Source organism: Aporhodopirellula aestuarii, assembly GCF_023701485.1.
In the GTDB taxonomy this organism is placed as follows: Bacteria; Planctomycetota; Planctomycetia; order Pirellulales; family Pirellulaceae; genus Rhodopirellula; species Rhodopirellula aestuarii.
Genome location: NZ_JAMQBK010000031.1, coordinates 149,790 through 174,365, shown reverse-complemented (window position 1 = coordinate 174,365; position 24,576 = coordinate 149,790). Strand labels below are relative to the sequence as shown.

Sequence of the window (24,576 nt, the reverse complement as noted above, 5' to 3'; positions counted from 1 at the left end):
TACTAACGAAGGTGTCCGGCGCTGGTTTGGAACATACGGCGACGTCTGGTCGCGGACTCTTGTTCGTCTAGCATCGCTTGATTGAGGTCGTCGTGGTTGGCGTTGCAAACACGGCATCCGATCTCGGATAGATGAAACCGGATGTAATCGGCTGAGTCCCGTTCGAGTTCGCCACGCAAGTATTTCTGAAGCGTTTCGCGGTCCGGGCAGCTCAAGCGTTCTTGTCGCCAAATTGCGCCGATGGTGTGCAGGCCGGCTAGGTTTTGACCTCGCAGTCGGGTCAGACGCTCACGCAAGTCAGCGGAATCACGGATCGCGGTTTCGATCCGGGCAGACAGTTCTGCGTCGAGTTGCTCGTCTAGAAAGGCGAGCAACTCGACGTCGCTGAACTCATCTGAGTGAGTTGACTCATGTGACACGTTGATGCTCGTCATGACGTTTGCAGAAAAGTCTTCCAAGATTCATAACGTGGGTCGTCTATGGAATGAGTCATCAGAGGATTGAACCGAGGCTTCGCAGGGTTGGTCAGCAACTTCATGCGTGCCTGCTGCGGCGTCCGACCGCCCTTGCGGCTGTTGCATCGCAGACAGCTGCAAACGATGTTTTCCCACGTGGTTGCGCCGCCATGAGATCGAGGCACGACGTGATCCAAACTGAGCTTGGTCATCGGCTCGACTTTGCCGCAGTATTGACAGCGATACTCGTCCCGGGCAAACAGGTTACGTCGGTTGAAACGCACGGTTTGCGCGGGCATGCGGTCGAAGCGAGTCAGGCGAGCGATCCGAGGCACCTTGACTTCAAAACCGACCGCTTGCAGATATTCTTCCCCTGGCTGTTTATCCGAAGAGGCCAATTGGCTCAGCTCGCACCAAGAACCAAAATCGTAACTCACGTACTGGCCGTCATCGCAGTCGATCACTTCCGCACACTCACGATACAGGAGTGTTAAAGCACGACGCACGTTGACCACTCGAATCGGCATGTAAAAGCGATTCAAAACCAATACGTTGGTATCTAAAACCCTTCCGTTCATAGATACTACAGTCCTTTCGCTAGGCGAAGCCGGGGGGCAGGTTGCAGGTCGCTGCTAACCATGGTAGCGATTCGCAAAGTTTCAATCCACTTCGGTCATCGTGTTTCTCGGCCGCATCATGGATGATTTGACACCTTTGAGACGGAATTGAGAGCAACTGGGTTCGGGAACGAGTCCAGACTTCATCAAACCATGATCGAATCTTTGGAGTTATTGGTGATGTTCGATGGTGCGTGGGTGGGCGTGTTGGCGGACGACGCCGGGTGGTTCGCCGGTTTTAAGGAATCAGCGCAGAGCGTATTGCTATCCGGGGGGATCGTTTTGATCGCTGTCTCGCTCGTTGTCGTTTGTTCGGCAGCGTGGTTGACGAACTTGGTCGCGTTGCCTGGGAACTGGTTGGCGGTGTTGGCGATGGGGTTGTATGCCTGGCTGGGGCCTGAGTCGGGGCGAGCTCAGGTGGGACTCGTCGCCGTGGGGGCCGCGTTTGTGGCGGGGCTGGTGGGCGAGTTAATCGAATTCGCTGCCGGGGCGGTCGGTGCGAGTCGGGCGGGGGCCAGTCGCCGGGGGACGATCATGGCGGTTGCCGGGTCCGTCGTCGGCGCGATTGTGGGCGGGATCATCGGGCTGCCGATCCCCGTGCTTGGGCCCGTTTTGGCCGCGTTGTTGTTTGGCGGTATGGGGGCGACGGCGGGGGCGATGTTGGCGGAGTGGCACGACGGGAAATCTTGGCGTGACAACTGGCGAATCGGCCGGGCGGCTTTTTGGGGCCGAACGACGGGCGTCGTGGGCAAGATGATTGCGGGGCTGGTGATCGTGCTGATTTGCGTCGGAGCGGTACTGTTTTAGTAGCTCAGCGGAGGTTTTTGTCGAAGCGTGGGGCTGTCGCGATGACCTAAACGGGCCGTTTGCTCACTCTGAGCGTGATGTCCAGACGAGGGAGGCGAGTTCGCTCGGGTGGTGCGGCAGGCTGAAATTCGGCAGCGGAGGGGCGTCGGCGAGAGCGTGGCATGGCGAATGCAGTGGGCGAAACGGCTGGCGGGCTACCTACAATGCCCAGGCTACCTTGTTCTACTGTATTTGACCCCGTTTTGACGGCGTCGGAGACGGATTCAACTAGGATTTCACTGGCGTTTTGTCTAATCTTGTAAGTCGAGCGGGCACCCTGCCCTGCCCCCATGTCGTCCGTTTCGGTGCCTTCGCCGATTCCGTTTTTTGTTTTTCCCTTCACTTCCGGTCCACAGCCTACCCCTATGCTCAAAGCACTCGAGCTGGCCGGATTCAAAAGCTTTGCGGATCGAACCCGCTTTGATTTTCCTGATGGGATCACCGTGGTGGTGGGCCCCAACGGTTCTGGGAAATCGAATATTGTTGACGCGATGAAGTGGGTTCTGGGGAGCCAGAGCGCCAAGAGTCTGCGCGGCAAAGACATGTCGGACGTGATCTTCAAAGGGTCGCAAACCCGCGGTCCGGCGGGAGCCGCCGAAGCCACGATCATTTTTGATAATTCGGGCGGCCAACTGCCTGTCGACGCACCCGAAGTCCATGTGACCCGTCGCGTTTATCGCAGCGGCGAAGGTGAATACCTGATCAACAATCAGGCCGTGCGGCTCAAAGACGTCAAAGCCCTGATCCGCGGAACCGGGATCGGGATCGATGCTTACAGTCTGATCGAACAGGGCAAAGTCGATCGGATGCTGCAGGCCAACGCGAAGGATCGACGTGCGATTTTTGAAGAAGCCGCCGGGATCAGTCGCTTTAAAGCCAAAAAGGTCGAGGCGGAACGGCGACTCGCCCGCGTCCAGCAAAACCTGACTCGACTCGGCGATATCGTTGACGAAGTCGCCACGCGGTTGAAAACACTCAAGAGTCAGGCGGGCAAAGCGGAACGGTTTCGCCAAGCGTCCGATCGTCTGAAGGAATTGCGGACGGTCGTGGCGTGGAACGATTGGTTTTCGTTGTGTAGCGAGTTGGATTCGGCTCAGCAGCGTTTGGCCGATGCGACCGCCTCACACGAGGCCAGCGAAACGCTCCGTGAATCGCTCGAAGAACAACGCCAAGCCGCCGAGATGCGTCTCCAGGGGATCGCCGAAGAGGCCCGCGACGCCGAGCGGACACGTGGTGAATTGTCGGGAGAAGTTGCCCGGTTGCAGGGACGCCGCGAATCCGACCAGACGACACTCGCCGAACAACGTCGCGCCCTCGCCGGTCACTACCGACGTCTGCGGGTCACGCGTACCGCCGCCGGAAGTGCCACGGCGGATTTGCAAAAAGCGATCGCCGATTTGGAAATCGCTCAGGCTCAAGCCGCTGATGTGGAGCGACGGAAGAAGACGATCACCGAAGACCGTGATCGTTTGCAAAAAGAAGTCAACTCGATCCAGAACCGTCGCGATGAGCTTCAGCGCGAACACCTCGCTGCGGTTCGCCGCGTTGCCGACCACGAAGCCAACCGGCAACGTGTGGCTCAACAGATGGTGGAAGCATCGCGGGCGATCGCCGAAACGCAACGGAACTTAGCGACGGCGGAAGCGAACTTGTTGGCTGCTCGTGGTGAGCACGACGAAGCCAACAAACGCGTGCAAGAACTCGAACAAGAAATCGCCGCTTCGCAACGGCTCGTTGAAATCGCGGATGCGAAGTTAGCCGAGACTCGCCGGTTGTTTGAACGCCGCCGCGAAGAGATCGGCTCGCTGAAAATTCGGCTCCAAGGCATCACCGAGCGGGCCAAAGTGCTCGGTGAATTGGAGAAACGGCAAGAGGGTGTCAGCGGCGGTGTCCGCGAGATCTTGCGTCTTCCCGAAGGTGCACTCCGCGATCAGTTGGTCGGTTTGGTCGCCGATTGTTTTAACGTCGATCGTCAAGTCGCACCGCTGATCGATGCCGCCCTCGGTCCACGGACGCAGTACGTGATTGTGCGTGGTCCTGCGATTAGTGACGCGATCGCGGCCGGTGAAATCAAAATCGCCAGCCGCGTAGGGATCATCCGTTTGGATGAATTGCCTGCCAGACGCCCCGGCGACCGCATCCGGCTCGATGGGCTCGCGGGGGTGATCGGACGTGCGGACCGGATGGTTGATTGTGACGAACATTTACAACCGCTCGTTCGCCACCTGCTAGGCAACACTTGGCTGGTCGATTCGTTGAGTACGGCGTTGGGCTTGCGAAAGCTCTCAGGTGCCGGATTGCGTTTCGTGACCGCGTCGGGTGATCTGCTCGACAACGACGGTTCGAGCGTGGTGGGACCGCCCGGTGGTGAAACCGGATTGGTCAGTCGTCGCAGCGAACTGCAGTCGGCGCGTTCGGAGATGGAACATTATGCGTTCCAAATCAGCGAAGCGGAGAAAGAGATCGAGCGGCTGACCGGCGAACTCGATGAGAACGCTGCCGAATTGGGACGTCACGAACAAACCCAGCGAGGCTGGATCACGACCCACGCCGCCGCCGAAGCACGCAGCCATCACATCGCCGAACGGTTAGCCGCGCGACAAGCATCGGTCGATGAATTGAAGGACGCGGGCGGTGAACACGAACGCCTGCTCGCCGATGCCAAAGTCCGTGACACGGAATTAGATCAGGCGATCCGAACGGGGAAAGAACAGATTGCGACGCTTGAGCAACAACGCGGCGCGATCGAAGCCGAACTCACCGCGGCGATCGAAAATCTGCAAACGGTTCAAAGCGAAGCGATGAGTGTTTCGGTTGAATCGGCACGGTTGGAACAGCAGGTCGAATCGCTCGCGACCGCAGCCGAAGTGGCACGCCGGGACCAGACGCAGCGTGAAGCGGCCAAGCAAGAAATCCGCGATGCGATCACGCACACCCGTGAACGACTCGGACAGGTCGAAGCGAGAATCGTTCAGGCGGACGACCGTTTGGCCGATTTGATGATCGACAGCGAAGCGGCCGACGAAGCGTTGCGGGCGTTCGCCGTCCGCGCCGAAGCTCAGCGTGCGGATGCTCGTGCGGTCCAGACTCAAACTCAGGCGGCGATCAAAGCGGTTGCCGCGGCGGCCGAAGCGGTCGCGTCGATCACGGCGTCGCGAGATGCCGCGGAATTGAAGCGGAACACCTTGGCTGAGCGAATCGCGGAAGACTACGGAATCGATTTGCGAGGCGACGAACCGCCCGAAGAACTTAGCGAGATCGAAGATCGCAGCGCTGTTGACGACGAGATCACGAAGCTGCGTGCTCAAGTTCAAAACGTCGGTTCGGTCAACATGGAGGCGCTCGAGGAACTCACCGAGTTGCAAGTCCGCTACGACGAACTGCATGGTCAATATCAAGACCTCACAGCGGCGAAGGATTCGTTGCAGCGCGTGATCGCGCGGATCAACTCCGATTCACGACGGTTGTTCTTGGATACGCTCGAAGCGATTCGCCAGAATTTTCAAAAACTTTATCGCAAGTCGTTCGGTGGTGGTCACGCCGACTTGGTGCTCGAAGAATCGGATGATCCGCTCGAAGCCGGGGTGGAAATCGTTGCCACGCCTCCTGGGAAACCCAGTTTCAGTAACTCGTTGTTATCCGGTGGTGAGAAAGCGTTGACGGCGGTTGCGTTGTTGATGTCGATCTTCCAGTATCGACCGAGTCCGTTCTGCGTGCTCGACGAAGTGGACGCTCCGTTTGACGAAGCGAACATCGGGCGGTTCGTTACCGTGTTGAGCGAATTCTTGGATCACTCTAAGTTTGTCGTGGTGACGCACAGTAAGAAAACGATGACCGCGGCGACAACGTTGTATGGTGTCACGATGCAGGAGTCGGGCGTCAGCAAACAGGTCTCGATTCGGTTCGAAGACGTCAGCGAAGACGGCCAAATCAGCGCCGCTTAACGCGAGTCACTCCGCAGCAGTTCACGCGTCGAATGCTTTGGTGAGCCGCGACACGCAAACTTCTGGGCGGAACGCGTAGTTCAGGCGATGCAGCCCACGACTCACTCGTCAGGATTGTGGTTCGGCGACATCTGAGTGGGGGCGGGGCAAAAAACTCGTCACCGGCGTCGACGTGCTAGGATGATCTGAATGAGCGTTCTCTTTTTGAATTAGTGAAAACGGATCGCCTGTCAGGCCATGTTTTGGCGGACTAACTCGCTTTGCTGACAGGCCCCGAAACACCAGGAACTGATAACGTGAAGCAGCCGATTGTGATCGCGCACCGAGGTGCCAGTGGGTATGTCCCCGAACACACGCTGATGGCGAAAGGGATCGCTCATGCGATGGGGGCTGACTTCATCGAACAAGACGTGGTGCTTAGCAAAGACGGGATACCGATCGTGCTGCACGACGTGCAGGTCGACACGGTCACGGATGTCGCCAAGAAATTTCCCGAGCGGCGGCGAGACGATGGCCGTTTTTATGCCATCGATCTGACGCTTGACGAACTGAAAACTCTCAATGTTTACGAACGGTTTGATCGTGGCAGCGGGCAGGCTGTCTTCGCCGGTCGATACCCGACCGGTGAAGGTGAATTTCGGATCGTCACGCTCGCCGAGGAGATTCGATTTATCCAGAATCTCAACCGATCGACTGGCCGTGAAGCGGGAATCTATCCCGAGATCAAACGTCCCGTCTGGCACCGTGAACATGGGAAAGATCTTTCACGAGCCGTTCTCGACGTGATCGCGAAGTACGGATACGCCAGCAAAGTCGACTTGTGTTATGTGCAGTGTTTTGACTCCGACGAGGTCGTTGCGATTCGCGGCCGATACGGCTACCAGGGACGCTTGATTCAGTTGATCGGAGAAGGGTATGACGAAGAATCCGATACCGATTACAACCGTTTGAAGTCGCGCGAGGGGCTCGCGGGTGTTGCGGAGATTGCCGATGGGATTGGACCCTCGTTGAACGATATTTTTCAGTGTGTCGCTGAAGGGGAAGTCGTGGCGAGTGATCTGACCGATGCGGCCCATTCGTTTGGGTTGCAAGTGCATCCATGGACTTTCCGGTCAGACGGCTTGCCCAAAAACGTCCCCTCGAACGAGTTCTTTTTCGACGCGTGTTTTCAAACCGCTAGAATCGACGGGTTGTTTGCCGATCAACCCGACATGGTTGTTTCCTATCTGCGGTCCCGTACGGAGAAGGGTTCATGAAATACATCTTGGCGCTTGATCAAGGAACCACGAGCAGCCGCGCGATCCTGTTTGATCGCGAGGGACAAATCCAAGGGATGGCGTCGCAGGAACTCAACCAGATCTATCCGAAATCAGGTTGGGTGGAACACGATGCAATGGAGATCTGGAATTCGCAACTTGATGTCGCTCGAGAGGTACTGCGTGAAAAGCAAATTGAAGCAACGGATATCGCGGCGATCGGGATTACCAATCAACGCGAGACCACGGTGTTGTGGGATCGCAAGACCGGGCAACCGCTGCACAACGCGATCGTGTGGCAAGACCGACGGACCGCCGGGTTCTGCGACTACTTGCGTCAACAAGGACATGCTGGGCTGATTGCTAAAAAGACCGGATTGGTGATCGACGCGTACTTCAGCGGGACAAAGCTGCGTTGGTTGCTCGACAACGTTCCCGAGGCTCGAAAGCGGGCTGATCGGGGCGAGTTGGCCTTCGGTACGATCGACAGTTGGTTGTTGTGGAACTTGAGCGATGGTCGGCTGCACATCACCGATTTCAGTAATGCCGCACGCACGATGCTGTTCAATTTGGAAACGCTGGCGTGGGACGATGAATTGTTGGGGTTGCTCGATATTCCGGCGAGCGTTTTGCCAGAGGTGCACCCGTCGAGTTTCGTTTTCGGTGAAAGTGCGAGCGATCTTTTTGGGCACCCGGTTCCTTTGGCGGGATGTGCCGGAGACCAACATGCGGCGTTGTTCGGCCAGAACTGCACACGGCATGGCATGGCGAAGAACACTTATGGAACCGGTTGTTTCGTCTTGATGAATATTGGAAATGAGCCAATCGTGTCGAAGTGCAAACTGCTGACGACGATCGCTTGTAGCAATCGCGATCAGCCTGAGTTCGCCCTCGAAGGCAGCATCTTTACAGCCGGTTCGGCCGTGCAGTGGTTGCGCGATGGGTTGGGAATCATTGAAGCATCCGGAGAGGTGCAATCGCTCGCCGCGTCAGTTCCCGATAGCGGCGATTGTTACTTGGTCCCGGCCTTCGCGGGTCTCGGGGCACCGCACTGGGATCCCTATGCACGCGGCGTGATCGTTGGCATTTCCGGTGGCACCACCGCAGCGCATGTGGCCCGGGCGACGCTCGAAAGCATTGCGTTTCAGGTCGCGGATGTGCTCGATGCGATGTGCACCGATGGCGGCATGGCGGTCAAGGAATTACGCGTCGATGGCGGGGCGAGTGTCAATGATTTGTTGATGCAGTTCCAAGCTGACCTATTGCAGGTGCCGGTGGTCCGACCACGGGTGGTTGAAACGACTTCGCTCGGGGCCGCATTCTTAGCGGGGTTGGCGGTCGGATTTTGGAATGGTATCGATGAGGTCGAACGCATCTGGCAAAGCGAACGGACGTTTGAGCCGGTGATGTCGCAAGCCGAGGTTGGCGAGCGTCGTGGGCGTTGGCAAGAAGCAGTGCAACGCAGTATGGGATGGCAAAAACATGAATCGTGAAAACCTGCTTCGCAAATTATCTGGACGCCCCGAACCGTTCGACATCGTAGTCATCGGCGGCGGAGCAACCGGCGTTGGGATCGCTCTCGATGCGTCTGTCCGCGGGTTGTCGACGCTGTTACTTGAGCAAAGTGATTTTGGTAAGGGCACCTCGAGTCGCAGCACCAAATTGATCCACGGGGGCGTTCGGTATCTGCAGCAAGGCAACATCGCCTTGGTTCGTGATTCGCTTCGTGAGCGTGCGCGGTTGCAGTCGAACGCACCCCATTTGGTTCACCCGCTTCCCTTCATCGTGCCTTGTGAAACGTGGTGGCAACGGTTCATGATGCGAACGGGTTTCCTGATTTACGATTTGCTCGCCGGACGCAGCGAGTTTCCTCGGGCACGCGGAGTCAATTCTGAAGCATCTCAAAAGGTCGTGTCGACCGTTCGTTCCGAACGTCTTCGATGGGGAGGTGTGATCTATTCGGACGGCCAATTCGATGACAGCCGATTGTTGATCCACATGGCCATGTCGGCTGCCGATCACGGCGCCGAACTGTTGAGTTATTGTCGTGTGACGGGGTTGATCACAAACGAGGGGCAAGGCGTCAGCGGTGTGGAGTTCGTTGATCAAGAAACCGGCCAGTCGTACCGCGTGGCGGCGAAGAGCGTGATCAACGCAACGGGACCGTTTTGTGACGCGGTTCGCCGGATGGACGATGAGTCCGCGGCGCCGATTATTGCGCCGAGCCAAGGTGTCCATATCGTCTTGCCGCGAGAGTTCTTACCGGGCGACACGGCGGTGATTGTTCCCAAGACGTCCGATGGCCGCGTTTTGTTTTTGATTCCTTGGCACGACCATGTGGTAGTCGGGACGACCGACACTCCGATCGAGAAGGCGACGTTGGAACCGACGGCACAAAACGCGGAAATCGAATTTTTGTTGGACACGGCGGCCGACTATTTGACAAAGCCTCCGCAACGCGACGACTGTTTGAGCGTCTTCGTCGGCGTCCGTCCGCTCGTCAATTCACCCGCCGGTTCCGGAGGCGATACCAAATCGCTGTCTCGTGACCACACGATTTTGATTTCTAGAAATGGACTGATCACGATCACGGGTGGGAAATGGACAACGGTTCGAAAGATGGCTGAAGATTGTGTCGATCAAGCGATCGAGTTTGCCCAACTGCGTGCTAACAGTCGGTCGACCATTGGGTTAAAGCTGCACGGGGCGAGCGATGCGAAGGACGCGACGGTTTATGGAACCGATGCGGTGAAGATTCAGAAACTGATCGATGCATCGCCCGAGCTGGGAGCTCGCCTTCATCCCGCGTTGCCGATTCGCGCAGCCGAAGTCGTTTGGGCGGTGCGTTCGGAAATGGCCCGAACGATCGACGACGTGTTGGCCCGTCGCACGCGAGCACTGTTTTTGAACCGCGGAGCGGCGGAGGAGAGTGCTCCAGAAGTGGCCCGGTTGATGGCGGGCGAACTCAAAAAAGACAACGCGTGGCAAACCCAGCAACTATCCGACTTCGCCGCGATCGCCCGGCATTTCGAGATGCCCGCAGCTTAGGAAGACGGCATTGCAGCCGGTCCGTCGATGGTGGTGCCGAACGCGGCATCACCACGTAACGCGGTGATGCGTGTTAGATGCCCGTGGCGAGTGAGCTGCCGGCTGCGGCGGCTCGTTTGGTTGCAACCATGTCACGGAATTGGAGTCGCAGGTTTTTCAACCAGAACAACAGGTAAACGTTGGCGACGATCGATAACAGTAGCAACGCGTTGAAGATCGGTTGTGCGGCAACTTGCTCAGTCGTTCGCATCGGATCAGACGGTCCACCCGCGAGTGCTGAACCAGAGTTCGCGAGACGATCTAATGACGAGCCTCGGTCGGAGGGCGATTGACGATCGTCGCCACCACGCGCCGATCCTCCGCCGATCGGTGGTAGGGTTGGTCCTGCGGAATTATTGGTGTTCCCGTTCTGACCCGTGAGGCTGACCATTCGTGGATCGGGATATTGGGGGTAGCCCGGTGCCGTCACGCCGGATTGTCCGGAGTTGGTCGGGTAGGTTCCGCCCATTGGGTACTGCGACGCCGGATACGGCGACGTTGGGTATTGTTGTCCCGGATACTGAGTGGCCGGGTTACCCGTGGTGTTTCCGGCTAGGTTGCCGTTGGGTGGTGCCAATGGTGGTTGGACGAGTTGCGACGAGTTGTACGGGTAGGTTCCGTTGTTGCCGTAGGGATTGGTTGCCCCGTTGGATGGCCCTGAGTTGTTGTTTTGCGGAGGTTGGTTCGAGTTCGACGCGTAGGTGCTCGTAGACGTTGTGTCGCGTTGGTTGTTGCCGTAAGACGCGGGTGTGTTCGGGCCAGCCATGTTATCGACGGCGGTGAGCAGCCGACCTTGTCGGTCGATGCGCCGTCCATAGCTGTCGAGTCGATAGCCTTGTCGGTCGACGGGATAGTTTTCCGCGTCAAAACTGTAGCCGTTGATGGGTAAGCGGGCTGCCTGTGCCGGGCTCAAATTGGGATCGTAATCCACACCAGTTGATGAGGTGCCGGATCGCGACGATGAATCACCGTAGTTCGTGCCGGCATATTGCGTTGAGGAGGTGTTGTTGGTGGAGCCGCCCGTTCGCGTGGACGTGTCGTTTTGCAATCCGGCGGGAAGGCGGCCGAAGTTGCTGCCGGCAATTCCTCCGCCGCTGACCGGTTCGTTGTTGGCATCGACAGGATCGGTGGAAGGCCGTCGGCGGGATCCGTTTCGCAAGTCGTACCAAGTATCGGCTGCAGTTCCGGTTTGACCGCCAGTGGATTGGGCGGTCGAGGCGTAAGGCGAGTTGTTCGATGAGGAGGTGGACGCGGTCGTGGTCGACGGCATTCCCGCTCGTGATCGCGGAGTGGTTGCCGCGTCATTGCCGCCCGTCGTGTTCGGGTAGCCGGTACCGGGGTAACCGGCACGAGGCTCGGTGTTGCGGGCGTAGGGGTCGGTGGATGGGCGGTTGGCTGGTTGGTTAGCGGATGAGCTGTTTTGCGACAGACGTGCACGTGGATCGTCCGACTCGCTCGAAGTGGTCCGAGCATTGCCGCTAAAAAGTTGACTCGCTGAGTCACGCAAGTTGTTGGCGGTCGATTGGAGCTGCGAGTTGGCCGCTTCGCTGATCCGCTCGGTGGTGGCGTTGAAGTTTTGACCGACCTGTTGGCGGGAGGCGTCGATCGCGTTTTGAGCTTGGTCGACCATGTTGTTGGCCGTCTCACGAGCGACTTGGCCGAAGTTGGTGCTTGGGCCCGCGCTATTGCTGTTGGCGGCCGGGGTCATTCCAAATCCGCCTGGCAGGTTCCATCCGTCGCTTTGGGGCGCCGGTTTCATCATCGCCGTCGATGGCGATTCGTAACCGCGGATCGGTCGCAATTCGGAGGGATCGCCCATCGCTGGAATTGGCACCGGGGTGCGGTCGGCTGCGGCGAGAATGTTGGGATCTCGTGACGGAGCGGGCGCAGTGCTGGACAGGTTGCTCGGCGTGATGCGGGGCACACTGCCGTGGCCGATACGAACGACGATTTCGCTGACGTGGGAGCGAACTTCAGCAGGGATGCGGCTAGAGATTTCGCCGCTGCGAACGACCTGTTCGACTTTATCCGGTGGGATTTGGATGATGTATTTCACGCCATCGCCACCGTCAGGAGTCCACCCATAGGTGATCCCGATTGTCGCGGCCATCAAAAGCATCACAGCGCCACTCATGGCACAATCCTTTGCTGTGTTGGTTCCTAGGGGACCGCAGAGACAATCTTTGCGGTTCCGACCGACACGGCCGCTCTCATCATGAGCCAGCACCAGTGCCGATCACCCGCCGAAACGGGTTTCACGGCATAGGGTATCGCCGAAGGTGAATCCAGGTAAAGCCCGATCGAAGAGGAAAAACGAGCTTTTGGTGAGAAGCTTCTGTACGCCCGGTCACCGTCGATACCGTGCTAAAAACAGGCATCGGTGAACGCGGGCCAATCGCAATCTGCCGCCGATGCGGCGTCACTCGGCTCTTAGTGGCCGTAGTGAATGTGGTAGCTTGGGCGGGCTCGGTAAACCGGGCCGTGGTGCCGGTGATGGTCGTAGACCGGCACCGGGTAGGGGCGAGGAGTCACGTAGACGGGAGTCTCCACGATCCTCGTTGGCGGTTGGGCCACGATCGTTTCGCCGGCACCCACGGGAGCCTGTTGCATCGCCGAGATGACATGTTCGCTGACGCCTTGTTGGTGCAGCGAGATGATGTCTGATACGACGGGACGACGTTGCACGCCACGGGTAGCGATTTGGTTCAAAATCACGCTTTCGCCGACACCGCTGCGGCTCATCGCGATCACGTCGCTGAAGCTGACCGCTCCGGTGGGAACGGGTTGGGCGTAGACGTTCGTCGTCGTGCCGTACTGAGTCGGGTACGGTTGCGAACGGTAGTACTGGTTTTGGTAGGCGATATCTTTGTCTTTCGCGTTGCCCAGCAGACCTCCGGCGACGACGCCGATGGCGCCACCGATGGCGGCGCCCGCACCAGCCTCGTCATTGTTTTCACCGATGATGGCCCCGGCGATGGCCCCGGTGATTCCGCCGAGCGTGGCTCCGCGTTGGGTGTTGTTTTGGGCCCGAGCCGTGGTCGTCATCCCGAACGCGGCAAGCGAGAAAACGGCCATAACGCAGCCGATACGGCGACCGCGATCAGAGATGAACGAGTTCAAAGGGGAGCGAGTCATTTTCGGATCTACCACGGGAGGGTGAGAGCGTTGTTGGATGGGATGGTGGTCAACGCCGATTTCTTGAGAGTGCAGCATCAACCGATGACGGATTGGGCCGTCACTGTAGTGTTCCTTGTAAATCGACGCTTCGACGAGAATCAACCGCAATTGTTTGTCCAAATTCCTATTGGGAGGCCCGCCCAAAGACACACGGGTGCCCCGACAATGCGGATATCCGGAAAAGCCGGTATTTGGGCGTCGAAATGGGAGGCCAGGGTGGCCGAGGACAGGGCCAGGGGAGGCTGACCGATCGGTCGCCAGTGGTTTTGCGAGCGGAGATCCAAGCGTGTTTTCCAAGAGGTCGCGCCCGATTCAGCGCGGGATTCCGCCTATGCCTTATACTCACCGGATTGGTGAGCTGCCTTCGCGTGCCTCTTTCGCGTGCCTCTTTTCTAGGGAAACGGTTCCGTGACCTCCATGTTGTTATCCGACAGCGTTCAATGGCCTCAAGCGATTGTGGAGCATCTGTTTGTCGGACCGGTTTGGCCGGCCAGCATTCTGGCGGCGATCGTTTTGGCCCTCGTGTTCATCTCGTTGCTGGGCGTGTTCTCATTCGATTTTGGGATCGACGGACCCGGTCTCGACGTGGACCCGGGCGTCGACATCGATCCGGGAGTGGATGTCGACGCGGGCGTCGATACGAGTGTTGACGCTGACGGGCATCACGTCGGCGGCGACGCGTTGGGCGGGATCGCGGCGGCCACCATGAAAGCCGTCCATTTGGACCGTGTTCCGCTGATGGTTTGGTTGACCGTATTCAGTCTGTTTTTCTGGGTGCTGAGTTTTGTGCTGTGGTTTGAGTTTGACGTCCGTCGTTATCCGGCAACGTTCCTGAGCAGTGCATTGCTAACGATGCGAAACGGGGTGATGGCGGTTGTGCTGACGCGGTTCATGACCACACCGCTGCACCGCTTGCTCGTTCCACCGACGCACTACCATGCGGGCACTTTGGTGGGCGGGATCGCGATCGTCGAGACGAGTGCTGTCGATGACACGTTCGGCCGAGCCCGCTACGCGACCAACGCCGCGCCGCTCCTGATCGACATCCGCACCTCTGGCGAACGGATCCCCAAAGGAACACCCGTGCGAATCATGAGTTACGACCAAGAAAAAAAGGTCTACCACGTCGAAACCGAAGAAACGGCTGCCGTCGCTTAGGTGTTGGCTTGGCCTTTGATGGTTCGCTGGGCGACTTCCCAGGCTTCGACTAGATGATCGGCGTACTGGTTGGATGACAGTAAGCTGGCGGCGTCTTGGGGCGTGGTTTCGATTTCGATCAGCCACGCGGCGCCGTAGGGATCCGCGTTGATGAGTGAGGGGTCTTGGAGGACGTCCTCATTAATCGCGGTCAGTGTGCCGGCGATCGGTGAAAACAAATCGCTCTCCGCTTTCTTGCTCTCGATCGAACCGATATTCATCCGCTGGGCGAGCGTCGCAGATGGCTCGACGATCCATTCGAGGAAATATACGTCCTGCAACAGCCGAACGGCGTAGGCGGTCAAGCCGAATCGAAAGCGGAGGCAGCTCTCGGCCGATGCGGGGGAGCCATGTCGCTCAGGCGCAGCATATGGTAACGCCCACATGTGGTTTTTGTTGTAGAAATATTCGACGGGGAACTTTGCGTCGAATTCGCCCATCGCGAATGAGAAGGTTTCACTCATCAGTTTCGCCGTGAACATAGCCTTGCGGGAAGACCCGTTGCAGTTTGCTGCCGGGAACCCGTTTCCATAAACCGGTTCGTCCGACGACAGTGCCGACCCGGGTGATGGCCGTGGTCAGTTCGTCGGCGGAGAGTTGTTCGAGTTTGATGGCATCAGACTCGCCAACGGTGAAGATGAGTTCGAAATCCTCTCCGTCGCTCCAGGCGTGTTCCAGGGGTGTGCGGCCGCTGGTTTGTGACATCTCTTGGGCAGCTTCGGAGATCGGAATGTTTTCGATGTCGAGTTCCGCACCGACGCGACTCGCCGCGAGCATCCGGTCGAGGTCCAAACTGAACCCGTCACTGATGTCGATTGCGGCATTGACGGTTGCGATTTGACGCAGCCGTGTGGCCAGTTCGATGCGTGGGATTGGGCGAAGGTGTCGGCCCGCGAGACTGCCGCCCAGCGATCCGGTGACGAAGATCGCGTCACCCTCTTTGGCGCCGCTGCGGAGCCAGGGATCGGTGACGGTCCCCAGCAACGTGACGTTGATCGAAAGCGGTCCGTCGTAGGTGGAAAGGTCGCCGCCGGCGATGGCGACGCCGAACTGCCCGCACGCTTCGAGGATCCCCTCATAGACTTCGCCGGCAATCTCTGTCGCGTTGTGGGCGGGGAGGGCGAGCGTGACGAGGGCGGCGGTGGGCGTGGCGCCCATCGCCGCGATGTCACTCAAGTTGATCGCGATGGATTTGTAGCCGATCGAGGCGAGTGGTTGAGACTCGCTGCAAAAATCAACGCCGTCGATGATTTGATCGGTGCAGGCGACCTGTTGCAGGACGCCCGAACCGGGCTCATTCGCGACCGCGGTGGGTTGACCGTTGATAGGGAAATCGAGCACGGCGGCATCATCACCGATGCCGACAGCGACCGACGGTAAACTGCGTGTGCGTCCGCGAAGGTACGCGAGAAAGGATTGTTCCACGTTGATCAATGCCTTAGCGGAGTTTGGGAGCGAGACGCAGCATCTCAAGCATCGCGTCGGCGGCCTCATGGCCTTTATTGCCGACGCTGCCCCCACTTCGCTGAATCGCCTGTTCGAGCGTGTTGCAAGTGAGCAATCCGAATCCGATCGGCAGGCCGCTGGATACCGACTGGTTCATCAGCGATGCGCTAACGGCGCGGTTGATGTGTTCGTCGTGGGTGGTTTCACCGCGGATCACGCATCCCAGCGCGATCGCGCCGATGACGTCGGCGTGTTGCAGGGTTTGCTCGATCGCCCAGCACAATTCCCAAGCGCCGGGAACGCGGATGATCCAGTGGCGTTCGGGGGCGATTCCCGCGTTGGTCAGCGATTCGACGGCCGCGTTCAACATCGAGTCGCAAATGGCGGGGTTGTAGCGGCTGACGACAACCGCGATGCGGCCGGGAGGGAGCGGACCGGAAGTTCCGTCGATGGATGGGGACACGGGTCAGAATCTCTTGGAAAGAATCGGGGGAGGCGAATTTGCTGCAATTGAACAGCAATTGCCGCGACGAAACTATCCCCTGTCTCGATGTGCGCCACCCGTCTTCCCGGCGAACCCCTGTGACGAGACGGATTGCGACCGGGTGATTCGAATCCGTCGGGTCGCGAAATACGCTCCTATCGGCGACGCGAATCCCGACACGGTCAACTCATGGCGAGCGTTCGCGAGAATCAGCGTCCGGCCGATTTGATGCTGCTCAGTCCCCCGTCGACAGCAATGTCCTGGCCGGTGATCCAGGTTTGCTCGGGAGACAATAACCACGCGATTAGCGAGGCGATGTCCGCCGGTTCACCGAGTCGCCCCAGGGGATGCATCGAGCGGCTGGCTTCGGCGGAACGTTCGTTTTGCCAAACCCGTCCGCTGAGTTCGGTTTTGACGAGGCCTGGGGCGACGGTGTTGATGCGGACACCCGCCGAGGCATAGGTCGCTGCGGCTGCTCGGGCCATGGCGGCGACTCCGGCCTTGGCAGCGGCGATGGCCTCGTGATTGGACAGGCCGATTGCCGCCCCGCCGCTGGACATCAGTACGATCGAACCACCGCCAGATTTTTTTAGTTTGGGGGCGACCGTGCGGATCAGCCCGAAGGCGGTCACGATGTTTTGTTCGATGACATCCTGCAAATCCGATTTACTGGTCAAGTGTGCGGGTTTCAAAAGGATCGAACCGGCCAAGTTCACTGCTCCATCGAGCGGGCCAAATTCCTCAATCGCTTGGTCAGTAACCTCCGCGAGGCGGTCCCAATCGGTCGCATCGCAAACCGCGTGAGGTTGCTTCAATTCATCGGCGAGTTCGACGAGTTTACCTTCGTCTCGACCGATCATCATCACGCGATGGTCGTCACCGACGAGCCGGCGACAAAGTGCAGTGCCGATTCCGCCGGCGGCACCGACGATCAGATAATAGGCCATGGGGGTGCTCGATCATTAACAGGGTAGAAGGATGAATGATGTGATCACGTCGTCGGCCAAGAGAGGTTTGGCCGATATTGGTTGCGGGGCTCTCGAATCAGGTTTTAACCGCATTGCGACCGTCCAACGTCACTGATTTTTTAGCAGGCGGGCAAATCGAGACTCGATCGCATTCTCACGGTTCTGCCGGTTTGATTGGCTATTCGGTTTTCAACAAGCACACACGGTTGTGCCGCGGCACGGCTCGTGATTCACGAGTTGGCGCGTGCGATGTCGATCAACAGAGAGGCTCCTCCCCCTGCCCCCCAAATCCAAGAGAATATTCAGATGTCGAAAAAAGATACGTACCGCGTGGTCGCCCGTGGCAGTGACGGTTCGCTACAAATCCGTGACTACCCCTCGATCGACCCGCTGTTGGACAGCCACGAGCAAATCGGCATCGATGATTGCAGTACGGACTTGGCACTGCGTGGGATGCCTGTTTTTCGAGGCTTGATCGGCCCGATGCCCGAAGGCAAGAACGTCGTGCGTTATGAAACCCCCGAAGTCTTCGAGATGTTGACGAAGGAATGGGGTATCACCAAACCGAAGAAACGTCGTCGCCGGGCTCGCAGCGTCGCAGATTCGGAAGTCGAAGTTGCCGCATCCTAAATCGCAGTTCATGCCGGAGGGACGCCGCGTCTGGTCGGTCAGACGCCGCCCATTTCGGTTTGTCAGCGATTTTGTTTTCAACCTTCACGACTCACGCGAACGCACTGACTCCATCACGCCGCTTCGCGGAGAGTGGTTGGGGGAGAGAGGCTTGAGGACATGACACGTTCGAAGTCTGCTTGCTGTGCCGCTCCCTCATCACCCGCCCTCCAGCTCTCCGCACGGGAGACGGGAGACAGAATCGAAAACTACACGTCCGCCAAGAGCATCGAGGTGTCGGCCTCGGTGCGATAGGCGGGAATCGCGAACAGTTGTCTCAATCGTTCTGCTGGTCAAACCCGTCCAGGACGCCCGCCCATTGGGACAATTGTTCTCGGTTTCAAATCGTTGAGGAGGGAGCGAAGGTTTCCCGCGGAGCCATTGGGAAGCGGAAAATACGGTCCCGACCGAGACGTTCACCCGCCTGCGATGCTTACGCGAATTAGGCTGAGAGAGTATTCTCGTTCAACGCGGTGGACTGGCCCGCCGAATTCACGCTCCTTCGGTTGAACGAATATGGACTGGCTCTTCGAACCCGCACGCATGCAGTTTTGTGAGGCGACGCTGGATGGGGCGATCAAGCATCCCGCCGACACGTGGACCAACATCGGTCCCATCATTGCCGGAATCGTTATCCTGCTCCACGCAAAACGTCCGCTAGCGAGAATGCTCGGCGGCGCGTCGTTGTGGACCGGGATCGCATCGGGGTACTTTCACGCCAGCAACACGATCTTGGGCGAGACGCTTGATTTGAGCGGCATGTTCATGTTCATCCTCAGCATCGCGGCGTTGCAGCAACAGCGAGCACGCCCGAACCATCCCGGCAGTTCCGCGTTGATGGGCATCGTTGTTCTCGGCACGTTGATCCTCACGGTGCTGTCGTCGATTTCGACGGCGTTTGCCAGTCCGATGTTTGCCGCGATCGTGGTCGTGGTGGTGATTCGGGGGATCTATGATCGCAAGCTGACAGCGTGGGCTTATTCGATGGTCATCACGTTCTTGATCGCGTGGGGATTTTGGTGGCTCGATTTCCTTCATATCGTGTGCAACCCGAATAACCATATTTTGACTTTGCATGGCATGTGGCACTTACTCAATGGGCTCGTGTTTTGGTTGGCCTATCGACACTACGAACTGACGATGCGTGAGCCAGAGTCGGCCTCATTAGAAACTCCGGCAACGGATGATTCGACGGTCGGTGAGGGCGATTCGCCATCTTGAATTTCGGGATCGGATGCTCTCATTTGCCGCTCTGATACGCTGCTGACGAACGTGCATGAGTGACCCGCGGATTTCGGGGGACGCTTTGGAATCCACCTTCCCACAGAAAACACGACGAATGACCGCGAAGAAAGTTTTGATAGTTGGCGGCGGATTCGCTGGGATTAACGCCGCCAAAAAGCTCGGTGGCGATTCGAATTGTGCGGTAACGATCATCGACCGCCGCAATCATCATCTGTTCCAACCGCTCCTGTATCAGGTTGCGATGGCGGGGTTGGATCCTTCCGATATCGCGTCGCCGATCCGCTCGATGCTCAACCGGTATGACAACATTTCGACGCTGCTCGGCGAAGTGCAATGGGTGGATGTGGATCGCCACGTGGTCGGTACGGATGTGGGGGAATTGGAATACGATTACCTCATAGTCGCTTGCGGTGCGACTCACGACTATTTCGGGCATGACGAGTGGGAAGACTTCGCGCCAGGGCTGAAGACGATCCCGCAAGCCACCGAGATCCGCCGCCGCGTTTTGATGGCGTTTGAATCGGCAGAGCGGACGAGCGATTTCGAAGAGCAACAGCGGTGCATGACGTTTGTGCTAGTCGGAGGCGGTCCGACGGGCGTCGAGTTGGCGGGCGCGATCGCGGAGATGGCACGCAACACGCTCAAGCGTGACTTCAAAACGATCGATGCGAGTCACGCCAAAGTTATCTTGGTGCAAAGTGGTGACCGTATACTAAAACAGTTTCCTGACCCGCTTTCCGAATACAGCAAGGCGGCACTCGAGACACTCGGCGTGGAGGTCCGGTTGGGGAACCGGGTGACGAATATTACTGCCGATGGTGTGCAGGTCGGTGACGAGTTCATCGCGGCACGAACCGTCATCTGGGCCGCTGGCGTGAAAGCGAATCCGATCGGCAAAGGTCTTGGTGCCGAAACGGATCGGGCGGGACGTGTGGTGGTGGGGCCGGATCTCTCGATCGCCGATCATCCCGAGGTGTTTGTGATTGGCGACCTCGCGGCGGCCAAAGACAAATCGGGAAATCCACTCCCGGGACTCGCCCCGGTCGCGATTCAGCAGGGGCACTATGTTGGCAAGCTGATCCGGGCTGAGGCCGCGGCAAAGATCACGGTATCGGACCGCCGTCCATTCCATTATTTGGACAAGGGACAAGTGGCCACGATCGGCCGCCGTCGTGCGGTGATGCAGAGCGGCCGGTTTCAACTCAAGGGCACACTCGCGTGGCTGGGATGGTTGCTGATCCACATCGTTTATCTCAATGGGTTCCGCAATCGCTTCTTCGTGTTCCTCTCGTGGGCGTGGTCCTACGTGACCTTTGCCCGAGGGGCGCGGTTGATCGTTGCCAAACAGTGGAAGAACAACGCGACCGAATGAGTCGTTAAGCGAGGCGAGAAGCGCTTAGGCTTGTCGTCTTGGCAACGGCCTGGTCGTGAGCCGTGAGGGGTAAGCGTCCAGGCGAGGTGGAGTTGGCCAGTCGCGGTGCGCTGCCAGGAGCCTGATGACGCTCGTTCACTTTGGGTCTGTGACGCGGTGATGAATGCTAGGCCGCTTCGCCGACCCAGCTTCGGATCACGTTGGCGGCGACTTCGGGGTTGTCTTCGACGAGGTCGACGAGTTCATCCTTGAGCGAACCGCCGGTGATTTCCATCTGTTCGTACTTGCCCTCTTTCTCTTCGACAACAACTGGGGGTGCCGGAAGTTCGAGTCCAAATCCTTCGGAAAATCCTGCAGGATCGGAGTCGCCACCCATTGATTTCATTGCCCCGCGGGCGACCAATAGTGCCGTCGCGGCGAGCAGCAACATTGCGATAGTTTGCCACGAATCGGCCAACCACGTCAGTGCGGCTTGGCCGGTGCCCGTACTGGCAACGGCCCGTTCGGGCAGATCGGGATAGTCCCAAACTTCGACGAGTGGAAAGCGGTCTTCGCCAGCGGAGACTTCTGGCAACAGCGGGGTGACGGCGGATTGGATGGCGAGTTTGGTCGAGTCACGCAGTTTTTGTAATTCATCGTCGCTCATCGCTTCGATGTCTTCGGGTTTCTTGTCTGGATTGCTTTGCAGAAAGTTATGCTGGTGGACTTGGCGGTAGTAGCTCATCGGCAAACCGATCGACACGCGGATCCGTTTGACCGCGAGTGCTGCGGTGCGTGTCGTTTCGTACTCTTGACCGGCGACGCGATTGCTCGACGTTTGGTCTTCTTTTGTCTTCGTTGTTTGCGTGGTTGCTTCGATCTTCACCGGTCGGTTACTCAGGGCGTTGGCCTGGGCTCCGGGGACGCCGCCGGGCATCGGGCGTGAGGATTCGTTCTCGAACTTGCGACGTGTCTCGGACAAAGTGGTGGGTTGTGCGTCGAACTTCAGACTGGCTTTTTCGATCCCCATCGTGGGGTCGATGTCGGCGAAGGTTTTGACATGGATTTGTCCGTAGCCGGCGAGTTGAGAGCGGATTTTATTTTCGTAGTAGGACTCTTCCTCACGACGTTTCTTCGACATCGGGTCATCGTTTTCCGCGTCACCGGGCATGGAGGTGGCGTTGGTGTCGGTGACTTGGACGTCGTCGATCTGCATGCCGGCGAACGACGCGCGGATCATTTCTTTGATCATTTGGATCCGGGCCCGCGGCAACGGATCGAGGCCTTCGGGTTGCACGACGACGCTCGCGGACTGTTTGCGGCCACGAGAGAGTCCCATGCGTTCGCCGAGGTCATACGTGACGCTGGCTGTTTTGACGTCAGGAAACTTGCTGATGTTGTCACTGAGGTCGCGTTCTTTTGCGTGTCCCACGCGGGCGAGTCGTTGTTCGCTGGATTCGAACGGGGTGGAAGAATCGATCGCCGCTTGGATATGCGACCGCAGAGAGCTCGGCATCGCAGCAGAGGCTTCGAGGGCGCGGAGGAATTCACTTCGCTGGGCGATCGGGATTTCCATCCGTCGACCGTCACGTTTCCAACCGGTGAGTCCGGCGCTACCGAAAGCCAACTCAGCAGCGTCAAGATCTTTCTCGTCAAGGAGTTTGCCACCGAGCAGGTATTCGGTTTGCGGCGAGCCGGATCCGCGAACTAAGAATCCGAGCGCAATCACGATGACCGTGATGAGTAACCCCGCGATGACCCGCGAGGGAACCGGCATCGACAAGAAGACGTTGCGGAATTGTTGGAGGATGTCTTTGAGCATGGGGGCTTAGATTTGGATCTGTTGAACTTCGCGATACGCGTCCATCAACTTATTGCGGATCTGCATTAACATTCGAAATGCCAAGTCGGCTTTTTGAACCGCGGTGAGCACTTCGGCTTCGTTGACATCGCCTCCGGTGAGCAATGAGTTCATCATCGCGTCGGCACCGGTCTGCATCGAGTTGACGCCTTTGACCTGGTCCATCAACGCGCCGGTCAGTCCGCCGCCACTCGATGAGGAGGACGCGTCGTATGTCGAGTCAGGGGATAGGTTGGCCGGTGAAAGGTTGAGCGAAAAACCGGGTGAGGTCGAATCACGCCGCGAACCGGGCATCGTCCCCGCCTGTGGCCGCGCAAAGGAAGGCAGCGGTGGCGGGGCAATCGGTGGTAAACGCAGCGGACTAGACATTCACTTAGGCTAGGATGGCAAGACGTTGACGACTCATGTCTTTGCTGATTTCGATGACCCCAATGTTCGCCTCGTAAGCGCGTGTTGTTTCCATCGCATCGACCATTTGCGTGGTCAGGTCGATGTTGGGGTAGGCGACATAGCCTTCCCATTCACCTTCTTTGATGGCCAGTGGGTGTTCGGGTTGGTAGCGATAGAGCGGCTCGGATTGATCGACGTGCACCTCGGCGACTTTCACGCCGACGCCATCCCCGGTACTTGCCGATTCATCGGTTTGAAAGATGACCTGGCGAGCTTGGTAGGGGCTTGGGTTGCCGTTCTCATCGACGAGCGATGAGATGTTGGCGATGTTCCCCGAGATCGCGTTGAGCCGAGTCCGCTGGGCAACGAGAGCCGAGGTACTGATGTCAAGAGAACTCATCATGCTTAAGCCCTTTCAGTGATGGCGGTGCGGAGCAGGTCGAACTGATGTCGCATCGTGGAGATGGCGAGATTGTGCAAATGTTTGTTTTTCGAAATTTTGTTGACTTGTTCTTCGAGTGACACGTCACTGCCGTCGTGGTAGACGATCGATTCCATCGCCGATCGTGGACCACTCCAACGGTCGTCTCGTGTGATCGCTTCGGTCGGTCCGACGTGCTCGATTTGCGGATCTTTCGGCTGGGAACCGACACCGGATGCGGCGGCGGCTTCGGCCGACAAGATCGGGTGACCGAGCATCCCGGGAAGGACGCCGGACCAATCGGGCATGACGGGGCTGGAGTTTTCGACTTCGGATGCCGAAGGGTTTGGTTCTCGTATCGAGCGGGCGAGTTCGGTTTGAAATTGGTCAAGATCGAGATCGCGGCTGCGGTAATCGGGTGTGCTCAGGTTGGCAATGTTGCCAGCGAGTATCTCGTGACGTCGCTCGGTGAAAGCGATCGTTTGTTCGAGGGCACCGATCGTGGTGGCAGCCAACGGGTTGAACATTTTAGGCCGCTCGCCGTTGGGCTTGGTGGTAAACCGGCAGTCGTGCGGTGACGGCGCCTCCGCCTTGCGGGCAGTTTTGCCACGTCAATTCTGCGGCCATGGCGGCAGCGATCATGGGCAGTTTGCAGGCGCGTTGTTTGACATCGCATCCCGTATCGGCGATTTCGATATCGACGCCCGTTGCGGTCTCGCACGCCGTAATCGTGAGCTCACCGCCCTCGGGCATTTCCAAGATCGCTTGGCGAACGAGGCTATCGATGAGCTGGCTCAGGGACGACGAATCGACGGGCAAGCGTAGGCTCAAGTCGATGTCCACCTCGAGGTGAATCGGGGCGGGATGTTTCATCAGCAACTGAGAAGCGACCGATTCGACTACAATTGCTAAAGGATGGTTGGCGTCGTTGCCGATCAAACGATGTGACATGGTAGGATTCCGTTTCCTTTGGGTTCCCCGGCGGCTGAGCCGGAGAAGGTTCTGGCGGGCCACGAAAGTCCGTATTCGGATCTCACAGAGCCCAACATTTCAACGCGTCCGTACGTTGCATCTTGGCTGTTAGCGTTTTTCGCGCCGTCGCCGCAAGTCCGGTTTTGTATCGTTGCGTTGATTCTTAGATGTTTGCCGAGCCCCCCCGTCA

General features: G+C 58.4%; 22 protein-coding genes. 9 read left to right on the top strand and 13 right to left on the bottom strand.

Translation table 11 applies throughout. The features are described 5' to 3' along the window. Nucleotides 1-2: 2 nt before the first annotated feature. Both NB063_RS12410 and NB063_RS12405 read right to left on the bottom strand, forming a co-directional pair. A complete protein-coding gene (locus NB063_RS12410) occupies nucleotides 3-419 on the bottom strand; it encodes a hypothetical protein (protein ID WP_250929043.1) in 417 nt (138 codons plus the stop codon). Between the two features lie 11 nt (nucleotides 420-430). Continuing rightward, entirely contained in the window at nucleotides 431-1,033 is a 603-nt protein-coding gene (locus NB063_RS12405; protein ID WP_250929042.1) for an HNH endonuclease, read from the bottom strand. Between the two features lie 192 nt (nucleotides 1,034-1,225). Here NB063_RS12405 and NB063_RS12400 point away from each other — a divergent pair, with 192 nt between their 5' ends. The 5 genes from NB063_RS12400 (at nucleotide 1,226) to NB063_RS12380 (ending at nucleotide 10,166) form a co-directional block, all read left to right on the top strand. After that, nucleotides 1,226-1,879, top strand: coding sequence for a DUF456 domain-containing protein (locus tag NB063_RS12400; RefSeq protein WP_250929041.1), 654 nt, complete (start codon nucleotides 1,226-1,228; stop codon nucleotides 1,877-1,879). A 404-nt stretch (nucleotides 1,880-2,283) separates the two neighbouring features. Then, on the top strand, nucleotides 2,284-5,862 hold the full coding sequence (smc, locus tag NB063_RS12395; RefSeq protein WP_250929040.1) for a chromosome segregation protein SMC: 3,579 nt from the start codon (nucleotides 2,284-2,286) through the stop codon (nucleotides 5,860-5,862). 296 nt (nucleotides 5,863-6,158) lie between these two features. Further along, nucleotides 6,159-7,118 carry a glycerophosphodiester phosphodiesterase gene (glpQ, locus tag NB063_RS12390; RefSeq protein ID WP_250929039.1) on the top strand — a complete coding sequence of 320 codons (960 nt, stop codon included), beginning with the start codon at nucleotides 6,159-6,161 and terminating at the stop codon, nucleotides 7,116-7,118. Further along, complete coding sequence (gene glpK / locus NB063_RS12385; RefSeq protein ID WP_250929038.1) at nucleotides 7,115-8,611, top strand: glycerol kinase GlpK; 1,497 nt, start codon at nucleotides 7,115-7,117, stop codon at nucleotides 8,609-8,611. The genes glpQ and glpK overlap by 4 nt, the downstream gene beginning before the upstream one ends. Next, entirely contained in the window at nucleotides 8,601-10,166 is a 1,566-nt protein-coding gene (locus NB063_RS12380) for a glycerol-3-phosphate dehydrogenase/oxidase (RefSeq protein ID WP_250929037.1), read from the top strand. Before glpK ends, NB063_RS12380 begins: the two co-directional genes overlap by 11 nt. Nucleotides 10,167-10,239: 73 nt before the next feature. On the opposite strand, the gene NB063_RS12375 is transcribed toward NB063_RS12380, so the two are convergent. Together NB063_RS12375 and NB063_RS12370 are read right to left on the bottom strand one after the other, a co-directional pair. Further along, nucleotides 10,240-12,339 carry a mu-protocadherin gene (locus NB063_RS12375; protein ID WP_250929036.1) on the bottom strand — a complete coding sequence of 700 codons (2,100 nt, stop codon included), beginning with the start codon at nucleotides 12,337-12,339 and terminating at the stop codon, nucleotides 10,240-10,242. Between the two features lie 296 nt (nucleotides 12,340-12,635). Then, complete coding sequence (locus tag NB063_RS12370; RefSeq protein ID WP_250929035.1) at nucleotides 12,636-13,340, bottom strand: glycine zipper domain-containing protein; 705 nt, start codon at nucleotides 13,338-13,340, stop codon at nucleotides 12,636-12,638. Between the two features lie 459 nt (nucleotides 13,341-13,799). Here NB063_RS12370 and NB063_RS12365 point away from each other — a divergent pair, with 459 nt between their 5' ends. Then, nucleotides 13,800-14,540 carry an OB-fold-containig protein gene (locus NB063_RS12365; protein WP_250929146.1) on the top strand — a complete coding sequence of 247 codons (741 nt, stop codon included), beginning with the start codon at nucleotides 13,800-13,802 and terminating at the stop codon, nucleotides 14,538-14,540. Here NB063_RS12365 and NB063_RS12360 read toward each other — a convergent pair. The 4 genes from NB063_RS12360 to NB063_RS12345 form a co-directional block, all read right to left on the bottom strand. Then, complete coding sequence (locus NB063_RS12360) at nucleotides 14,537-15,043, bottom strand: glycine cleavage system protein H (RefSeq protein ID WP_250929034.1); 507 nt, start codon at nucleotides 15,041-15,043, stop codon at nucleotides 14,537-14,539. The genes NB063_RS12365 and NB063_RS12360 overlap by 4 nt on opposite strands. Then, complete coding sequence (gene thiL / locus NB063_RS12355; RefSeq protein ID WP_250929033.1) at nucleotides 15,036-16,004, bottom strand: thiamine-phosphate kinase; 969 nt, start codon at nucleotides 16,002-16,004, stop codon at nucleotides 15,036-15,038. The genes NB063_RS12360 and thiL overlap by 8 nt, the downstream gene beginning before the upstream one ends. Nucleotides 16,005-16,017: 13 nt before the next feature. Then, nucleotides 16,018-16,488, bottom strand: coding sequence for a 6,7-dimethyl-8-ribityllumazine synthase (gene ribH, locus NB063_RS12350; protein WP_250929032.1), 471 nt, complete (start codon nucleotides 16,486-16,488; stop codon nucleotides 16,018-16,020). A 230-nt stretch (nucleotides 16,489-16,718) separates the two neighbouring features. Then, nucleotides 16,719-17,456 (bottom strand): SDR family NAD(P)-dependent oxidoreductase, encoded by a 738-nt coding sequence (locus NB063_RS12345; RefSeq protein WP_250929031.1) that lies wholly within the window; start codon nucleotides 17,454-17,456, stop codon nucleotides 16,719-16,721. Nucleotides 17,457-17,783: 327 nt separating this feature from the next. On the opposite strand from NB063_RS12345, the gene NB063_RS12340 reads away from it, so the two are divergent. The 3 genes from NB063_RS12340 to NB063_RS12330 all read left to right on the top strand — a co-directional run bounded on the left by NB063_RS12340 (nucleotide 17,784) and on the right by NB063_RS12330 (nucleotide 20,763). Continuing rightward, the gene (locus NB063_RS12340; protein WP_250929030.1) at nucleotides 17,784-18,107 is read left to right on the top strand and encodes a hypothetical protein; all 324 of its coding nucleotides are present in this window, start codon (nucleotides 17,784-17,786) and stop codon (nucleotides 18,105-18,107) included. Nucleotides 18,108-18,662: 555 nt separating this feature from the next. Continuing rightward, nucleotides 18,663-19,367, top strand: a complete 705-nt coding sequence (locus tag NB063_RS12335) for a ceramidase (RefSeq protein ID WP_250929029.1) — start codon at nucleotides 18,663-18,665, stop codon at nucleotides 19,365-19,367. A 118-nt stretch (nucleotides 19,368-19,485) separates the two neighbouring features. Then, nucleotides 19,486-20,763, top strand: coding sequence for an NAD(P)/FAD-dependent oxidoreductase (locus NB063_RS12330; protein WP_250929028.1), 1,278 nt, complete (start codon nucleotides 19,486-19,488; stop codon nucleotides 20,761-20,763). Between the two features lie 166 nt (nucleotides 20,764-20,929). Here the strand turns inward: NB063_RS12330 and NB063_RS12325 are convergent, their stop codons facing one another. The 5 genes from NB063_RS12325 to NB063_RS12305 are packed head-to-tail and all read right to left on the bottom strand — an operon-like array spanning nucleotide 20,930 to nucleotide 24,365. Then, on the bottom strand, nucleotides 20,930-22,564 hold the full coding sequence (locus NB063_RS12325) for a flagellar M-ring protein FliF C-terminal domain-containing protein (RefSeq protein WP_250929027.1): 1,635 nt from the start codon (nucleotides 22,562-22,564) through the stop codon (nucleotides 20,930-20,932). 6 nt (nucleotides 22,565-22,570) lie between these two features. Then, nucleotides 22,571-22,972 carry a flagellar hook-basal body complex protein FliE gene (gene fliE / locus NB063_RS12320; RefSeq protein WP_250929026.1) on the bottom strand — a complete coding sequence of 134 codons (402 nt, stop codon included), beginning with the start codon at nucleotides 22,970-22,972 and terminating at the stop codon, nucleotides 22,571-22,573. 4 nt (nucleotides 22,973-22,976) lie between these two features. Beyond that, a complete protein-coding gene (flgC, locus tag NB063_RS12315; RefSeq protein ID WP_250929025.1) occupies nucleotides 22,977-23,396 on the bottom strand; it encodes a flagellar basal body rod protein FlgC in 420 nt (139 codons plus the stop codon). Between the two features lie 2 nt (nucleotides 23,397-23,398). Beyond that, nucleotides 23,399-23,941, bottom strand: coding sequence for a flagellar basal body rod protein FlgB (locus NB063_RS12310; RefSeq protein ID WP_250929024.1), 543 nt, complete (start codon nucleotides 23,939-23,941; stop codon nucleotides 23,399-23,401). A gap of 1 nt (nucleotide 23,942) precedes the next feature. Then, nucleotides 23,943-24,365, bottom strand: coding sequence for an ATPase (locus tag NB063_RS12305; protein ID WP_250929023.1), 423 nt, complete (start codon nucleotides 24,363-24,365; stop codon nucleotides 23,943-23,945). Nucleotides 24,366-24,576: the final 211 nt, after the last annotated feature.

What these genes read in the sequence shown, in the direction of transcription:
- NB063_RS12325 (WP_250929027.1), bottom strand. Translation starts at nt 22,564, where the DNA reads ATGCTCAAAGACATCCTCCAACAATTCCGCAACGTCTTCTTGTCGATG.
- smc (WP_250929040.1), top strand. Translation starts at nt 2,284, where the DNA reads ATGCTCAAAGCACTCGAGCTGGCCGGATTCAAAAGCTTTGCGGATCGA.
- fliE (WP_250929026.1), bottom strand. Translation starts at nt 22,972, where the DNA reads ATGTCTAGTCCGCTGCGTTTACCACCGATTGCCCCGCCACCGCTGCCT.
- glpK (WP_250929038.1), top strand. Translation starts at nt 7,115, where the DNA reads ATGAAATACATCTTGGCGCTTGATCAAGGAACCACGAGCAGCCGCGCG.
- NB063_RS12365 (WP_250929146.1), top strand. Translation starts at nt 13,800, where the DNA reads ATGTTGTTATCCGACAGCGTTCAATGGCCTCAAGCGATTGTGGAGCAT.
- flgC (WP_250929025.1), bottom strand. Translation starts at nt 23,396, where the DNA reads ATGATGAGTTCTCTTGACATCAGTACCTCGGCTCTCGTTGCCCAGCGG.
- NB063_RS12345 (WP_250929031.1), bottom strand. Translation starts at nt 17,456, where the DNA reads ATGGCCTATTATCTGATCGTCGGTGCCGCCGGCGGAATCGGCACTGCA.
- NB063_RS12360 (WP_250929034.1), bottom strand. Translation starts at nt 15,043, where the DNA reads ATGAGTGAAACCTTCTCATTCGCGATGGGCGAATTCGACGCAAAGTTC.
- NB063_RS12400 (WP_250929041.1), top strand. Translation starts at nt 1,226, where the DNA reads ATGATCGAATCTTTGGAGTTATTGGTGATGTTCGATGGTGCGTGGGTG.
- NB063_RS12405 (WP_250929042.1), bottom strand. Translation starts at nt 1,033, where the DNA reads ATGAACGGAAGGGTTTTAGATACCAACGTATTGGTTTTGAATCGCTTT.
- NB063_RS12335 (WP_250929029.1), top strand. Translation starts at nt 18,663, where the DNA reads ATGGACTGGCTCTTCGAACCCGCACGCATGCAGTTTTGTGAGGCGACG.
- NB063_RS12305 (WP_250929023.1), bottom strand. Translation starts at nt 24,365, where the DNA reads ATGTCACATCGTTTGATCGGCAACGACGCCAACCATCCTTTAGCAATT.
- NB063_RS12330 (WP_250929028.1), top strand. Translation starts at nt 19,486, where the DNA reads ATGACCGCGAAGAAAGTTTTGATAGTTGGCGGCGGATTCGCTGGGATT.
- NB063_RS12375 (WP_250929036.1), bottom strand. Translation starts at nt 12,339, where the DNA reads ATGAGTGGCGCTGTGATGCTTTTGATGGCCGCGACAATCGGGATCACC.
- NB063_RS12340 (WP_250929030.1), top strand. Translation starts at nt 17,784, where the DNA reads ATGTCGAAAAAAGATACGTACCGCGTGGTCGCCCGTGGCAGTGACGGT.
- NB063_RS12380 (WP_250929037.1), top strand. Translation starts at nt 8,601, where the DNA reads ATGAATCGTGAAAACCTGCTTCGCAAATTATCTGGACGCCCCGAACCG.
- NB063_RS12310 (WP_250929024.1), bottom strand. Translation starts at nt 23,941, where the DNA reads ATGTTCAACCCGTTGGCTGCCACCACGATCGGTGCCCTCGAACAAACG.
- NB063_RS12370 (WP_250929035.1), bottom strand. Translation starts at nt 13,340, where the DNA reads ATGACTCGCTCCCCTTTGAACTCGTTCATCTCTGATCGCGGTCGCCGT.